This window comes from Frankia sp. Mgl5 (assembly GCF_023242985.1).
Classification (GTDB): Bacteria; Actinomycetota; Actinomycetes; order Frankiales; family Frankiaceae; genus Parafrankia; species Parafrankia soli.
On sequence record NZ_JALKFY010000807.1, the window covers coordinates 1 to 15,259 of the forward strand.

Annotated in this window: 14 protein-coding genes; 8 read left to right on the forward strand and 6 right to left on the reverse strand. The window is 70.4% G+C overall.

Annotation, left to right across the window (positions count from 1 at the left end; all coding sequences use genetic code 11):
* The first annotated feature begins 847 nt into the window (after positions 1 to 847).
* A complete protein-coding gene (locus MXD62_RS29710) occupies positions 848 to 1,708 on the forward strand; it encodes an SDR family NAD(P)-dependent oxidoreductase (protein WP_368862467.1) in 861 nt (286 codons plus the stop codon).
* A gap of 91 nt (positions 1,709 to 1,799) precedes the next feature.
* Positions 1,800 to 3,365, forward strand: coding sequence for an ABC transporter substrate-binding protein (locus MXD62_RS29715; RefSeq protein ID WP_248832693.1), 1,566 nt, complete (start codon positions 1,800 to 1,802; stop codon positions 3,363 to 3,365).
* A 242-nt stretch (positions 3,366 to 3,607) separates the two neighbouring features.
* Here the strand turns inward: MXD62_RS29715 and MXD62_RS29720 are convergent, their stop codons facing one another.
* Positions 3,608 to 5,173, reverse strand: coding sequence for an ABC transporter substrate-binding protein (locus tag MXD62_RS29720; RefSeq protein ID WP_248832694.1), 1,566 nt, complete (start codon positions 5,171 to 5,173; stop codon positions 3,608 to 3,610).
* A 723-nt stretch (positions 5,174 to 5,896) separates the two neighbouring features.
* On the opposite strand from MXD62_RS29720, the gene MXD62_RS39470 reads away from it, so the two are divergent.
* From MXD62_RS39470 to MXD62_RS29735, 3 genes are all read left to right on the forward strand, one after another.
* On the forward strand, positions 5,897 to 6,304 hold the full coding sequence (locus tag MXD62_RS39470) for an SDR family oxidoreductase (RefSeq protein ID WP_285224234.1): 408 nt from the start codon (positions 5,897 to 5,899) through the stop codon (positions 6,302 to 6,304).
* 107 nt (positions 6,305 to 6,411) lie between these two features.
* Positions 6,412 to 7,461, forward strand: a complete 1,050-nt coding sequence (locus tag MXD62_RS29730) for a LacI family DNA-binding transcriptional regulator (RefSeq protein ID WP_248832695.1) — start codon at positions 6,412 to 6,414, stop codon at positions 7,459 to 7,461.
* A gap of 58 nt (positions 7,462 to 7,519) precedes the next feature.
* Positions 7,520 to 8,707, forward strand: a complete 1,188-nt coding sequence (locus MXD62_RS29735; protein WP_248832696.1) for a cytochrome P450 — start codon at positions 7,520 to 7,522, stop codon at positions 8,705 to 8,707.
* A 134-nt stretch (positions 8,708 to 8,841) separates the two neighbouring features.
* Here the strand turns inward: MXD62_RS29735 and MXD62_RS39475 are convergent, their stop codons facing one another.
* A complete protein-coding gene (locus MXD62_RS39475) occupies positions 8,842 to 8,967 on the reverse strand; it encodes a hypothetical protein (RefSeq protein WP_285224235.1) in 126 nt (41 codons plus the stop codon).
* Positions 8,968 to 9,153: 186 nt separating this feature from the next.
* Between MXD62_RS39475 and MXD62_RS29740 the strand changes: the two genes are divergently transcribed.
* On the forward strand, positions 9,154 to 10,203 hold the full coding sequence (locus tag MXD62_RS29740; RefSeq protein WP_248832697.1) for an aldo/keto reductase: 1,050 nt from the start codon (positions 9,154 to 9,156) through the stop codon (positions 10,201 to 10,203).
* Positions 10,204 to 10,215: 12 nt separating this feature from the next.
* Here MXD62_RS29740 and MXD62_RS29745 read toward each other — a convergent pair whose 3' ends face one another.
* Positions 10,216 to 11,208, reverse strand: coding sequence for a ParA family protein (locus MXD62_RS29745; protein ID WP_020461750.1), 993 nt, complete (start codon positions 11,206 to 11,208; stop codon positions 10,216 to 10,218).
* 225 nt (positions 11,209 to 11,433) lie between these two features.
* Here MXD62_RS29745 and MXD62_RS29750 point away from each other — a divergent pair, with 225 nt between their 5' ends.
* On the forward strand, positions 11,434 to 11,577 hold the full coding sequence (locus MXD62_RS29750) for a hypothetical protein (RefSeq protein WP_248832698.1): 144 nt from the start codon (positions 11,434 to 11,436) through the stop codon (positions 11,575 to 11,577).
* On the opposite strand, the gene MXD62_RS29755 is transcribed toward MXD62_RS29750, so the two are convergent.
* Together MXD62_RS29755 and MXD62_RS29760 are read right to left on the reverse strand one after the other, a co-directional pair.
* Positions 11,539 to 12,834, reverse strand: a complete 1,296-nt coding sequence (locus MXD62_RS29755; protein ID WP_248832699.1) for a glycosyltransferase 87 family protein — start codon at positions 12,832 to 12,834, stop codon at positions 11,539 to 11,541. The two genes, MXD62_RS29750 and MXD62_RS29755, sit on opposite strands and share 39 nt — an antisense overlap.
* A gap of 478 nt (positions 12,835 to 13,312) precedes the next feature.
* Complete coding sequence (locus MXD62_RS29760; protein ID WP_248832700.1) at positions 13,313 to 14,575, reverse strand: YihY/virulence factor BrkB family protein; 1,263 nt, start codon at positions 14,573 to 14,575, stop codon at positions 13,313 to 13,315.
* A 56-nt stretch (positions 14,576 to 14,631) separates the two neighbouring features.
* Here MXD62_RS29760 and MXD62_RS29765 point away from each other — a divergent pair, with 56 nt between their 5' ends.
* Entirely contained in the window at positions 14,632 to 14,991 is a 360-nt protein-coding gene (locus MXD62_RS29765) for a hypothetical protein (RefSeq protein WP_020461753.1), read from the forward strand.
* 32 nt (positions 14,992 to 15,023) lie between these two features.
* Here MXD62_RS29765 and MXD62_RS29770 read toward each other — a convergent pair whose 3' ends face one another.
* Positions 15,024 to 15,170, reverse strand: a complete 147-nt coding sequence (locus MXD62_RS29770; RefSeq protein WP_018500697.1) for a hypothetical protein — start codon at positions 15,168 to 15,170, stop codon at positions 15,024 to 15,026.
* Positions 15,171 to 15,259 lie beyond the last annotated feature (89 nt).

A 15,259-nucleotide genomic window follows, 5' to 3' on the forward strand; every position in this document is an offset into this window, starting at 1 on the left:
GGGGACCACCTTCCAATCCGGGGCCTGCGCGGTGACCGAGCGAGCTAGACCATCGCTCGGGCGATCCTGACGGCGTCTACTCCTCTGCTCGTCGTCTGGTCGGGTACTGCTGAACTTCTGTCGTGGTACTCGGCGGCCCGCCCTGGCCACCGCCCTGCTCGCGTCAGTTCATGTCTGCCGCGACCACGTGACTCCCTTGGCTACGCCAGGAACTCTACCCAGGACAGCACTCGATGTCTACTGCGGCGGGAGTAGATTTTTCGGGATCGAGGAGACAGCTATCCTGCAGCACCCGATCGTGCCGGGCGTCGTTGGGACCCCTGGCTCCCCCGGCCGGGTACGCGTCGGCTCCGCGGAAGAAACGCCCTCGACCTAGCCGACCTGCTCGACGGCCTGGCCGAGGAAGGCCGGGACGCCGCGCGCTGTGCGCCAAGTGGCGGCGGCGGGGGCGGGGGCGGGTACGCGATGTCGCCACCCACGCCACCCTGGCGCCACAGAGTCCCCCGCCTAGGACCGTCGAAGGGGGACGCGCCCGCGGCGGCTTCCTCCGCCGCCTCAGCCACGACCTCACGCCGCGTCACGCCATCGCGCGGAACGACCAGCAGATCGTCACGGATCTACCGCAGTAGGCAGACGCCCGACACCTGCCCGCCTCGCCGAACTACCCCCAACGTCCTGGCCGACGTCCTCGCGCGCATGCAAGACCTCGCGATCCTCCTCGGCCGGGTCCGACCGACACCCCTCGACGCTATGGAAACCCGGCCGCCTCGACCGCGAGGGCCGGGGACGCGTGACGAGGCCGTGCTACCCTCCATTTGAACACTGGTCAAATGGAGGTCGTATGACGATGCAGCGACACGAGGAACTCGACCTGACCGGCAAGGTCGTGATCATCACAGGGGCCAGCCGCGGGATCGGCAGGCAGGCGGCCCAGACGTTCGCTCGCCGCGGCGCGAGCCTGGTCCTGGCCGCACGAACGGTCGAGCCGGACAGAACGCTGCCCGGCACCCTGAACGAGACGCTGACCGAGATCGAGAACACGGGAGCCAGCGCGATCGCCGTGCAGACCGATCTGGCCGAGACCGCGGATCTCGAGCGCCTGGTCGACGCCGCCGTCGAGCGGTTCGGTGGCGTCGACGTGCTCATCAACAACGCGGCGGCCACCGCCGGCGAGATCTGGTCGAAACGATTTCTGGAGCTGACGCGCGAGGACTGGCTGTACCAGTTCGCGGTCAACCTCCACGCGCCCTTCACGCTCATACAGCTGGTGACTCCGATTATGGAGAGTCGCGGCGGCGGGCGCATCATCAACCTCAGCACCGGCAGCGGTGAGGTCTTCCGCCAGCCGGAGGAGCTTCCCAAGCTCGAGAACATCGGTGGGTTCAGCCTCGCGGTGCCCGGCTACTACTGCAGCAAGCGGGCGCTCGACCGGCTCGGCAATGTGCTGGCTCCCGAGCTCGCCCGGAAGGGCATCGCCGTGATCGGCATGCACCCGGGCCTGGTCGCCACCGAGCTCACGGCCATCCGCGTCAAGGAGTCCGGCCTCGACGACAGCGTGGCCGTGCCGATGGAGGTCCCCGCCCGCATGTTGGCCTACTTCGCCTCCTGTGCCGATCCCATGGAATACACCGGCCGCCTGTTCTGGGCCGAGCGCGAGCTCAAGGAACTCGGGATCGAACTGGACGACCGACCCACGATCACCACCTGAACCCGAACAGGTCGACGGCGCGGCCATCGTCAGCTGGTCGGCCGCGACCCCGCCTTCTTCCTGCCATGAGAAAAACGGGAGGTCACTGATAATGCGTAAGAGCCGATTACTCGGCGCGGCTGTTGCCTGCTGCGCCGCGCTCGTCCTGGGGGCCTGTGGAAGCGGGGATTCCAGTCCGTCCGCGGGAACCGCGGGTCCCTCTGGTGAGCCGGTGGCCGGGGGTACCGCCCGGATCCTCATACTGAGCGATCCGCGCAGCCTGGACCCGGCATCCCTCGGCAACCAGGCCGCGATCACCGCCGTGCTGGGTAACGCCCTGTACGGCACCCTGATGACTACGGACGAGACGGGCAAGGTCGCGTACTCGATGGCCGAGTCCTTCGCCACGACCGATGGTGGCGCGACCTTCGCGCTGAAGCTCCGTCCGGACCTGGTTTTCTCCGACGGCACCCCATTCGACGCCGCGGCGGTGAAGTTCAACTGGGACCGGCTCAAGGACCCGGCCAGCGCCTCGCCCAGCGCGGCGGAAGCGGCGATGGTCGCCTCGACCGAGGTAGTCGACGACGTCACCCTGAAAGTCACGATGACCACTCCCGTGACCGCGTACGCGCAGGCGATCGTCGGCTCGGCGATGAACTGGATCGCCTCACCGGCGGCCCTGCGGAAGGGCCAGCAGACCTTCGACGAGAGCCCTGTCGGCGCCGGCCCCTTCACGCTGAAGAGCTGGACCAGGCAGGCCGAGATCAGGCTCGTCAAGAACCCCCGCTACTGGGACGCGCCCAAGCCCTACCTCGACGGCATCACGATGCGCGCGGTGCTCGACGCCGACCAGCGTTACAACACCCTGATCAGTGACGGCGCCGATGTTGCCGTCGAGACGAACTGGATCAACCTGGCCAAGGCCGAGAAGGCGGGTCTGCCGACCGAACTCCTGCCGCTCAGCGGTGGCTACTTCATCGCCCTGAACACGCGCAGAGAGCCGTTCAACGATATTCGCGCCCGACAGGCCGTGGCCGCGGCGCTCGACATCGATGCGCTGAACCTCGCCGTCTACAACGGCGAAGGCCAGGTGGTTGACACGCTGTTCACCAAGAACTCCCCCTTCTACTCGGACAAGCCACTGACGACCGTGGACCGGGCGAAGGCCCAGAAACTCTTCGACGAGCTGGCCGCCGAGGGCAAGCCCGTGTCCTTCACGTTCTCCACCTATCCGTCCAGCGAGAACAGGGCGATCGCGGAGAACGTCCAGGCCCAGCTCGGCAGCTTCAAGAACGTCAAGGTCGAGGTCGCGACCGTCGACTACTCGCAGGTCGGCGCGATGCGCACGACCCACGACTTCGACGCGATCGTATCCGCCGCGGCCTTCCAGGACCCCGAGCCGCGGCTGTTGGCGAACTTCACCGGCAACTCGCCGGCGAACATGCCCGGCCTCGTGGACCCGGAGCTCGACAAGAATCTGTTGGCCGGCCGGACCGGGACGTCGTTGGAGCAGCGTAAGGCGGCCTACGACGCGGCGCAGGCGCGGTTGACCGAGGAGATGCCGGCCATCTTCCTCACCCGGTCGGCGCCTGCCGTCATCACGGGCAAGAACGTGGGCGGCATCGTGCAGTACGGCGCGGGTTCCCTGCTACCCGAGGATCTGTGGATCGCGAAGTAGCCCAGGACCCCCGTCGCGGCGTCCAGGGAAACGCCGTGTTCCTCTGACCCGGCGTCATCTCGACGCGCCAGAACCGCCAGCGGATCGTCCGCGCATGCGTCCCACGTGACGATCAGGTGCCAGGCACATTCCTGTGCCTGGCACCTGTTTCGCGTCGAACATCTCTCCGTTCGGTCTTTCCCCAGGATCTCGAGATCTCAGCACCCGGACTGGGTCGTCAGGTCGACGTCCGGGGCGGGCGGCTACTTCTGGATCCAGAGTTCCTCGGGCAGGAGCGAGCCGAGGCCGTACTGCACGAGGCCGCCGACGTCCTTGCCGGCGATGGCGCCGGGCTCCGCTCGCGTGAAGAAGACCACCGGGGCCAGCTCGGTGAGGCGCTGCTGGACCGTGTCGTAGGCCTTCTCGCGGTCCTGTTCCGATGTACCTGTCCGCCCCGCCAGCAGGGCGTCGTTGAGCGCCTTGTCGGCGATCCCGGACAGGTTCGCCGGCGAGTCACCGCTGAAGGCCGTCCACAGCCGTGGTTCGGGGTCCTGGAAGAACGCTGACGACGTGGTCGCGTCGAAGTCGTGCGTCGTGCGCAGCGAGACGACGTCGGCAACCTCGATAATCTTGACCTGGACCTTGACGTTTTTGAACGTGCCGAGCTGGGCCTGGATGTTCTCCGCCGTCGTCCTGCTCTCCGAGGTGGGGGCGGTGGAGACGGCGAAGGACACCGGCTTGCCTTCCGCGGCGAGCTCGTCGAAAAGTCGCTGGGCGGTGGCCTTGTCCGCCTTGCGCAGCGGCGTGTCCGAGTAGAAGGGCGAGGCCTTGCTGAAAAGCGTGTCGACGGGTGTGCCGGTTCCGTTGTAGGCGGCGAGGTTCAGCGCGTCCAGGTCAAGTGCCGCGGCGACGGCCTGCCGTGCGCGGACGTCGTCGAACGGCGCCCTGCGGGTGTTCAGGGCCATGAAGAGCCCGCCGCTGAGTTCCAGCACGGTGTTCGGCAGGCCGGCCTTGTCGGCCTTGTCGAAGTTGACGGGGTTCGACTCGACGGCTACGTCCGCGCCCCCGGTCTGCAGGGTGTTGTAACGCTGGTTGGAGTCGAGCGCGGCCTGGAAGGTGAGGGTGTCCAGGTACGGCTTGGGGGCGTCCCAGTAGCGGGGGTTCTTGACCAGCTCCATGGCGGCCTGGCGGGTCCAGCTCTTCAGCGTGAACGGGCCGGCGCCGATCGGGTTGGCGTCGAAGGCCTCGGCGCCCTTCCGCAGGGCCGCGGGCGAGGCGATCCAGTTCAGTGACGAGGTGACGACGGACTGGGCGTACTTGGGCACCTGGGTGACCATCGTGGCCGTCAGCGTGACATCGTCCACCACCTCGGTCGAGGCGATCATCGACGCCTCCGAGCGGTGGGGTGAGCCGGTGGCCGGATCCTTGACCCGATCCCAGTTGAACTTCACCGCTTCGGCGTTGAGCGGAGTGCCGTCGGAGAAGACCAGCCCGGGCCGCAGCTTCAGGGTGAAGGTGCGGCCGTTGTCCGTCGTGGTGAAGGACTCGGCCATCTGGTAGCGGATCTCGCCCGCCTCGTCGTTGGTCATCAACGTTCCGTACAGGGCGTTGCCCACGACACCCGTGCTCGCATAGGCGTTGCCGATCGTCCCCGGGTCCAGGCTGCGGAGATCGCTCAGTGTCAGGATTCGCCCGTGGCCGCCCGCCACTGGCTTGCCGGAGGCACCCGCGGACGGGCTGGTGGAATCACCACCTCCGCCACAGGCCCCTAAAAGAAGGGCGGCGCAACATGTAACAGCCGTGGCTAGTAATCGTGTCCTGCGACGCATTGTCGGACCTTCCGTCGGCGTTCAAAGGTGACATGGAAGTGGAATGAGAAAATAGAGGGCTGCCGGCGGGTGATTCCTTCTCGCGGTCGCGGCGAGCTTTTCAGAGTGTGATCCGCGAAGCGGAACCACGACACAGGACAATCCGACAGCATTACTGACCGACAGACCCCGGACCCCGATTGCAGCCGCGCAACAGCGAGCGCCACGCGGCGCAGCGTCCCCTCGAGGACGAGCACGGTTGGTTCGCCAGCCACATCCCCTGGCTGACGAGCGCTGTCAGGAAGTGAGATCGGCTTGGCCGACGCCCCTCACCCGTTGAGGACGGGATCAAAGCACCCGGGACTGGGCGACGTCAACCGCCTGCGCCTGCGGTCAGCCGGCTGACCGCAGGCGCAGGCAGGCGTCGCGGAGCCAGCTCGGCCGCCCCATCGTCACGAACGGGCGACCGGAGGGCAGCCACAAACGGTGACAGAGAAGTCGCAGGGCCACCCCGTTCCATCTTGACAGTATGCGAGCATCGCCCGCATACTCACCGACTGATGAGCGACCACTAGTCGCATAAGGAGGGGGTGTGCGGCCACGATTACCGCCTCGACCGTCCGGTGCCCGCTGGCACGGTCCTGACCGCCGGCCAGGAGGCCGGCACAATCCCGCGACCGGCGCTGCCGCTGCACCCCCAGCCGCATGAGCCGGCCCGCTCCGTCGCCGATCGGCCCACCCGGGATGTCGGGCAGCTCGGCCGATGCCCCTCCCACCTCGGCGCCGCGCAATCGCACTGAGAACGACGCGCCCACCATCCGCACGACCGACCAGACAAGCGTCACGCCTTCTCCCGACGCGGACCCTCTGATTCGCGCCGCCGAAGTATCGCTGGCTGGCCCCGAAGGGTTCCCGCCACACGCTCCCCCACCTCAACGAAGAGCCCGGAGAAGACGCCACGAGGAGGCCGCGGCGCGCGGGACCAACGACAGGCTCGTGCGGCTGACCCCGCTGGGCCGTGAGGGCCGCGCGGAGGAGGTCGCCGCCGCGGCGGCGTTCCTGCCCTCGGACGCGGCGAGCTTCGTCAACGGGATCGACATTCTCGTCGACGGAGGCGTTCGTGCCGCCCTCCTCGGAACACCCGGCCGATAGCCCGCGGCGGAGAGGTGACACGTGTAACGTACGGCCACAGTTACACGTGTAAATCGATCACGCCCGCGGACCGCCCGGGCCGTGGGACGAGGAAGGGTGGTCGAGCTGTGCCGCTCGAGGACCGACGGGGCGAAGGGCTGCCGGGCCCGGCCACGGCGCCGGAGCCGGCCCGGCCCACCAGCGCGGATGTGGCCCGGCGCGCCGGTGTGTCGCGGGCGACGGTCTCCCACGTCCTCAACGGCACCGACCACCCGGTCAGCGAGCAGACCCGGCAGCGGGTCCTGGCGGCGGCGCGGGAGCTTCAGTACGCCCCGAACGCGTCGGCGCGGGCGCTGCGTGCCGGGCGCAGCAACATCGTCCTGGTGCCCATGTCGCGGTCGACGACCGTCCCCGGCCAGGACAGGTTCCTCGAGAATTTCGACCGGGAGCTCGCCAAGCGTGACCTGGTCCTGCTGATGCACGGCGACCGCACCACCACCGGGATGAGCGGGGCCTACGCATGGGCCGAGCTTCGGCCCGCCGCGGTGTACGTCAACGTCTCCCGCGGTACCCGCACCGCCGTGGAGCTGCTGCGGCGGGCGGGCGTGCGGGCGATTCTGCTCACCGGCGTCCCGAGCGTGACCTACGCGCCCACCGTGCCCCTCGATCCCGCCTCGGTGGCCGGCCTCGCGACACGGCACCTGCTCACGCGGGGCTGCCGGCGCCTGGCCTGCCTGGTGCCCCATGGGGCACTGGCGGAGGTGCCCGAACGGCGTTACGACGCGGTCCTGGAGGTCGCGACAGCCGGGAACGTGCCGGTCGAACGGGTGGACTGCGAGTTGTCCCCGGACAGCATCGCGACCGTGGTGGACCGATGGCGCGACCCGGAGCACCGGCCGGACGCGGTGTACGCCAACAGCGACCAGTTCGCCATCCTGCTCATCGACAAGCTGCGCGCTGCCGGCCTGGAGGTTCCCCGGGACATCGCGGTGGTCGGTTCCGGCGACCACCCGCTGGGCGCCGCGCTGCGGCCCACGATCACCACCACCACCTTCGACGTGCCGGCGATAGCGCGGGTGGTCGCGTCCTCGATCCGACGGCTACTCGACGGACAGGACCTGGACCCGGACATGGCGGTCGCCCTGCGACCACACCTGATCAGCAGGGAGTCCGGATGAGGATCTTCCCCGCGCGCGACCAGCGTGTCCCGGGGCCGACGACGAAAGGATTCCTCCCATGACGGACGATCTGTACTGGGACCCGTTCGACAAGGAGATCGACGTCAACCCGCACCCGCTGTGGAGGCGGATGCGCGACGAGGCGCCGGTCTACCACAACGAGAAGTTCGACTTCTACGCGCTCTCCCGCTTCACCGACGTCGACACGGCCCACCTCGACCCCGCGACCTACAGCTCCAAGTACGGCACGGTCCTCGAGCTCATGAAGCCGGAACCATGGGACACCGGCCAGATAATCTTCATGGACCCGCCCACGCACACCCTCCTGCGCGTCCTGGTCTCCCGGGCCTTCACCCCGCGCCGCGTCGGCGGTCTCGAGAGCGTCATCCGCGACCTGTGCGCCGAGCTGCTCGACCCCCAGGTCGGCGGCGGCGGGTTCGACTTCGTCCAGGACTTCGCCGCCCAGCTCCCCTCGCTGGTCATCTCCCAGCTCATCGGCGTGGACCCCGCCGACCGGGAGGACGTCCGCAAGATGATCGACGGGACGTTCTACCTGGACCCGGAGAAGGGCATGTTCAACGAGACGGCCATGGCGGCCACCGCCAAGTTCCACGGCTACCTCAACGGACAGATCCAGGACCGGGTCAAGAACCCCCGGGACGACATGATGACCGCGCTCACCCAGGCGGAGATCACCACCGACGACGGCACCCGCCGGCTCAGCCTCAGCGAGGCCACGGACTTCACCGCGCTGCTCGTCTCGGCGGGCACGGAGACCGTCGCCCGGCTGCTCGGCTGGGCCTGCGTCCTGCTGGCCGCCCACCCCGACCAGCGGGCCGACCTGGCCGCCGACCCGTCGCTGCTGGGCGGCGCCGTCGAGGAGACGCTGCGCTACGAGGCGCCGTCCCCCGTCCAGGGCCGCGTCACCACCCGCGACGTCGAGGTACACGGCACCGAGATCCCCGCCAAGTCCAAGGTCCTGCTGCTCACCGGTTCCGCCGGGCGCGACGATCGCAAGTACGACGTCCCGGACCGCTACGACATCCGGCGCACGTTCGACAGGCACCTCTCCCTCGGCCGCGGCGTCCACTTCTGCCTCGGTGCCTCCCTCGCCCGCATGGAGGGACGCATCGCCCTGGAGGAGACCCTGCGCCGCTTCCCGACCTGGGACGTCGACCACGACAACACGGTGCGCCTGCACACCAGCACCGTGCGCGGCTACGAGGAGCTGCCGATCATCGTCTAGGCGTCACGCCGGGCCCCACGCCTTCGGCGATGCCCGACCCAGGTCAGGGCATCGCCGTAGTCGGGAGACCCGCCAGGTTGTTCCCCGCCTGACGCCACAGCCTTGCCTGTACTCCTGTACTCCTGCCGCCTCGTCTACGCCGGCAGCCCGGCCGCCTCCACGGTGTCGCCCAGCGCCGCGCCCTTTTTGCCGGGCCCATTGCCGACAGGTGCGGCCGCGGCGATCGCGGCGAGCCCACGTTCCGCCGTCCAGCTGACCACGGCGGGCAGCCGTCGGCCGGGTGGCCCGGATGTAGGCCTCGGCTGCCCGCGGGGTGGACTGCCAGGGCCCGCCAGGGCCTCCCTGCCGGGCGCCGACCGGCCTAGCCTGCGCTGTGACACAGCCGTGGAAGCGACGACATGAACACCGACGCACGGCGTTCGTGCCGGTGTTCGGACAGGACAGACATGGAGCATCGATCTCTCGGCCGTACCGGTGTCTCGGTCAGCAAGCTGTGCCTCGGAGCCATGATGTTCGGGCGTTGGGGAACCGAGGATCACGACGAGAGCATCCGGATCATCCATCGTGCGCTCGATGCCGGCATCACCTTCATCGACACCGCGGACGTCTACTCGCGGGGCGAGTCGGAGACCATCGTCGGGAAGGCGCTGGCCGGTGGTCGGCGCGAGGACGTCATCCTCGCCAGCAAGGTCCACATGCCGATGGGCGACGATCCCAACCAGCGGGGCAACTCGCGCCGCTGGATCATCCGCGAGGTCGAGGACTCGCTGCGGCGGCTCGGGACCGACTGGATCGACCTGTACCAGATCCATCGCTACGACCCCGGCACCGATCTCGACGAGACGCTCGGCGCGCTCACCGACCTGGTCCGGGCCGGGAAGGTCCGCTACGTCGGCCACTCGACGTTTCCGGTCTCCGCGATCGTCGAGGCCCAGTGGACGGCGCGGGAGCGCGGCCGGGAGCGTTTCGTCTGCGAGCAGCCGCCGTACTCGATCCTCACCCGCCGGATCGAGGTCGACGTCCTGCCGACCTGTGCCCGGTACGGGATGGGTGTGATCCCGTACAGCCCGCTCGCCGGGGGCTGGCTCTCGGGCCGCTACAGCGCCGGCGCGGACGCCGCGGCGCCGGCGTCCGAGGCGCGGCGGCGGCTCAGCGACCGCTTCGATCTGGCGCTGCCGGCCAACCGGCGCAAGCTGGACGCCGCCGAGCAACTCGCCAAGGTGGCCGCCGAGGCGGGGATCAGCCTCATCGAGCTGGCGATCGCCTTCGTCCTGCGCCATCCCGCGGTGACCGCGGCGATCATCGGCCCGCGGACGATGGACCATCTGGAGTCCCAGCTGACCGCCGCCGACATCGAGCTCTCCGACGACGTCCTGGACCGCATCGACGAGATCGTGCCTCCCGGTACGACCATCAACCCCGCCGACGACGGATGGGTCAGCCCGGCCCTGGCTGCTCCGGCACGCCGTCGACCGGCGCGCCGACCGACGCGCTGAGTGCGGACGGTGTCACGACATCCAGGCCGGGTCGACGAGCACTGAGGGATCAACGGAGCGGGTGGTCGCGGCGCCGGCCGGCCTGATGCGCCGCAGGAACTCCTCGACCAGGGCGAGCATGTCCCGGGCCAGGTCCGGAGAGAGGTCCGGGGAGAGCACGGCCGGCAGCTGGGCGCCGGCCGTGCCGACGAAGCTCCGGTTGCTGAGGCGGAGCATCGACTCGAACACCGGGATGCCGAGGCTGCCGGCCCGGTCGATGTGCGGGCGCAGGAAGCTCGTCGGCCGGCCGCGGTAGTACTGCACCATGGTGAGTACGACGCCGAGCAGGCGCGGCTCGAGCCGTTTCACCGCCGGGCGGATTCCGAACTGCAGCTCCGCCACCCGGTTGTACTCCCAGACGAACCGGCCCAGCTTGCCCATCAGGTGCTCGATGCCCGTCGTCGACTGGTTGTCGGGCCGGGACGGGACGAGCAGGTGGTCGCAGGCGGCCACCGCGGCCCGGGTGATCACCCCGAAGTTCGACGGGCAGTCGATCAGGACGAGGTCGTAGTCGTTCGGCGAGAAGGAGGCCAGGCCGGTCGCCAGCCGCTGGTAGACGTCGAAGTAGTGGCGGGTGGACCGGTGCGCCTGCGCGCCGCCGAGCCGGGCGACGAGATCCATCTCGATGTCGCCGAGCGCCAGGTGCGAGGCGAGCAGGTCCAGCGTCCCGCCGCGGGCGGCGATGGCGGCGGCCACGACCGGCGGGGTGGTCACGTACCCGGCCAGCGGCGGCGGGATGGCCTCCGGCCGCCACGACTCGAACCAGGCCTTGACCGTCCTGCGCTGGTCGGCGAGCTCCGTGTGCCAGGTGTCGGCGCGGTAGAAGTTGAGGGTGAGGTTCGCCTGCGGGTCCAGGTCGATCAGCAGGACCCGCCGGCCCAGGCTGGCGATGGCCGCGCCGATGTTGGCGGTCAGCGTGGTCTTGCCCACGCCGCCCTTGTAGCTGGCGATCGCCACGACCTTCACCGCGTCCTCGCTCCCAGTCGCGCGCTCCGTTCGATGACGGACCGGCCTTCCGCTCGGCCGTACTGTCGGGCTCCCCCGTCCGGCTTACGAGCAGATTACGGCGATCGACGGGACCGGCCCACCCAGACCGGGGCAGAGGGGACGCCTACCCGGCCCGATGGTGTGGGCCGGGCCGAGAAGTCCCTGCTCAGGCGAGGTCCCGGACGTCCCGCCGGCTGCCGCGCGATGCCGACCAGCGTCGTGTCGTACGGGCTGACCCGTTCCGGCGTGCGCGACGCGCGGCCCGTAGGCGTCGGGACCGCCGTCGTGGGGGCGCCGTACCTGCTGTGGCTACTCGCCTCCGGGAAGGGCGCCGGCCACATCTCCTGACCGCCGCCGCGGGTCAGGGGCCCGCGGCCCGGGCACACGCCGCCCGACGATCCGCTGGTCGGGCAGCCGTGGCACGGGGGCCCGCGACCCGCCGCGGGCCCCCGTCAGCGCCCACGCCGCCAGCGCCCCGAGAAGGAGCAGCGCGGCGAGGAAGTAGCAGTTCCCGGCCAGCAGCTGCCAGCCGTGGTGGGAGAACTCGGCGTCGCCCGTGTTCGGGACCCACCAGATCGGAGCGGCCACGAGCAGCCCGTAGCCGGCCACCGCGGCGCCCCGTCCCCACCGCGGCCGGCCGGGGGCCGCGGACATCCAGAGAAGCGCGGGGACCGCCCACACCCAGTGATGGCTCCACGAGATCGGCGACACCAGCAGGCCGGTCAGAGCGCAGGTGACGTCCCCGGGCAGCCGCGCACCCGAGCGGAACAGCCGCGCCGCCGTCGCCAGACCCCCGGCGGCGACCGCCGCGGCCAGCGGGAGATAGAGCGGCCGCGCGTTGTCCGCGCCGGACATGAGGCGGGCCAGGACGCCGAGCAGTGACTGGTTGCCGGCAAACGGGACGCCACCCACGTGGCCGGTGTCGAGGAACGTCTCGGACCAGTACGTCGCCGACGAGCCGGGGCTCGCCGCGAAGCCGACGCCGATCGTCGCCACCGCGGTCAGGGCGGCGCGGTGGCGGCCGGTGAGAAGCAGATGCGGCACGAAGATCAGTGGAGTGAGCTTGATCCCGGCGGCGATCCCGATGAGCACACCCCGCGGCAGCGGCCCGCGCCGGCCGAACAGGTCCAGCGCGACGAGCAGCCCCAGCGCGATGTTGATCTGGCCCAGGTCGAAGTTCCGCCGGATCGGCTCGGCCAGCATCGCCAGGCCGACGACCGAGCCGACGGCGCGGACCCCGGCCCGGCGGCCGGCCGGGGACGGCCGGGCCGCCGCCAGGGACGTGGCGCAGAACAGGTACAGCGAGACCAGCAGGAGCAGCGTCCAGACCAACTGGGCGACCGGCCGCGGCGGCAGCGCGAGCGGCGCGAACACCGCCGCCGCGAAGGGCGTGTAGGTGAACGGCAGCCCCGAGGCGGGTTCCACCGCCGAGTAGAGATCCCCGCCGTGCAGCAGGACGTCCCCACCCAACCGGTAGACAACGAGGTCGGTAAGCCGGCTGGTCGCCGCGAAGAAGAGGAAAAGAACCGCGAAACCGAGCCCCGTGGCCGTTCCCGCTGTTCCAGCGGCGGCCTTGAGGCGCCGCGACTGTGGCGCCAGGTTCAAGGACGCACATCCATTCACCGAAAACCGAACGAGCCACGGGCTCCCGTTACCCGCGGCGCACCGGACGTCAAAGGGTCGACGTCGGGGAAACGAGCTCCGCGGGCGCGGGATCCGCGCGGGCTCAGACGCTACCGCACCACCGCGGCCTGGCCACCGCCGCTCCGGACCCGCCGCTCGGGGCCCGCGGGACCGACCCGCCCGCCGGCGGACAGTGCTGCCCGCATCGCATTCACCGATTCCGGTCGACCGCTCCCGGATTCCAGTCGAGGGATTACTCCGCGCAAGGCGGTGAAATACCCGGCCCCGGCCCGACCCCGGCCGACGACAGTGATCGCGCCGAACCGCCGCGAGCCTTATGGAAGGCCGGTGACCTGCGCTTTCGCGGTATCCCGGCCGCCGCCGGCCGAGATCATCCCGACCGGCCGGAACGTGTCGCGGTACCGCTGTGGGCTCACCCCGACAACCCGCCGGCGGGTGGTCAGCTCTCGGCCGCGCCCGCCATGCGGCGGCGGGACCGCCGGCCGGGCAGCCAGGACCGGCGCCGCCTCGCCGGCAGGGACGCCTTCATCTCCTTGGGCCAGGCACGGGTGTCACGGGGTTCGACGTAGGGCTCGAGATCCTCCGGGTGGCCCACCGAGATCGCCCGTCCCCGGGCGATCTCGGTGTCGAACTCCAGGCCGAGCAGGATCGCCAGGTTCGACAGCCACAGCCACACCAGAAAGACGATCACTCCGGCGAGTGCCCCGTAGGTCTTGTTGTACGAGCCGAAGTTCGACACGTAGAAGGCGAACGCCGCGGACGCCGCCAGCCAGATCAGGACGGCCAGCAGGCTGCCGGGCGTCATCCAGCGGAAGCCGCGGACCCGGGCGTTGGGGGTGCTCCAGTACAGCAGCGCGATCATGACCACGACGAACAGGACCAGGACCGGCCACTTCGCCACCGACCACAGAGTGATCATCGCGTCGTCGAGGCCGATCATCCGGCCGACCTGCCGCGCCAGCCCGCCGCTGAACACGACGATCACGGCGCTCCCGGCCAGCAGGACCATCAGCAGCACCGTGACGGCCAGCCGGAGCGGGGCGACCTTCCAGACGGGACGTCCCTCCGGCATGTCGTAGATGGCGTTGGCGGCTCGGATGAAGGCCGCGATGTACCCGGATGCCGACCACAGGGCCGCCGCGAGACCCAGCACGGCGAGCAGCCCGCTCGTGCCGGGGGCGTCCCGCAGCCCGGTGACCGCGTCGTGCACGATGTCGCGGGCCGACCCCGGTGTCAGTTCCTGCAGGTTCTCCAGGACGCTGTCGGTCGCCCGCCGCCCGACGACGCCGAGCAGCGAGACCAGCACGAGAAGCGCGGGGAAGATCGCGAGCACCCCGTAGTAGGTGAGCGCGGCGGCCCGGTCCGGGAGGTCGTCCCGGCGGAACTCACGGACTGTGCGCACCAGCACCCAGAACCACGAGCGCAGCCCGAGCCGGACCGGTGCGGCGGCCGTGCCCCCCGCCGCACCGCCGCTGGCCGTACCGCCGCTGGCCGCGGGACCTGTCGTGTCATCCGCCGGGCGCGGCGTGGGCACCTCGTCCGCCAGCTCGCCGCCCCGTCTGTCCCCCACACCGGCGCGCTTCCCGCGCATCCCCACCATGACGATGTTGTTGCCGCCCGGACGGGTCGCAAATCCCGCCGAGCCGGGCCAGATCGCCGACCGGTGCGGCGACCGCCTCAACCCGGGCGAGACAAGCCCCACTGCGGACGGATCAGACAGACCGGCGCCGTGGACGGGTAGTCGACATACTGGGCCGCATGCGCCAAGCGTTCGCCCACGACGCCGTGATCGACATGAGCCCCGACGCCGACGTGGCGGCGCCCGGCGCCGCGGTCACCGTCGCGCTCTGCGGGCACTGGGAGCATCAGCCTCCCTGCCCCCTCGCCGCGCACCACACACACGCGACGCGGACGGGCCACCGCGGGGTACGGCTGCGGATCCTCTTCGCCACCGAACCGGAGCAGGAGCACACGGTTCGGCGCCGGATCGAGGCGGCGCTGGCCACCGGTCGGCTACACGGACCCGACGGCCCCACCCGCTGGCAGCTGCGCACCAGCCAGCGCGGCGAACTGGCCGCCTCGGAGTCCGCGCACGCCGAACGGCTGACCCACGGCTGACCCACCACCGGGGCCCGCCCGCACGAGCCGGCTCAGTAGGCGAGGAACAGGATCTCGTCCCGCGAGTACTGGTGGTCCGGGTGCTTCTCGGCGAGATGCGCCTGCGTCTTCTCGACCAGGTCGTCCTCGTCCTCGCCCTCGATGAACGCTCCGCACGGGCAGCTGAGACGCCGCTTCACCGCTCCTCCTCTCCGGCGGGCGCGTCGCGCCCGTCACCGCCGTTGCTGTCGCACCTATTGTCGCTTCCGGGCGGGTCACGTGTGCGGTC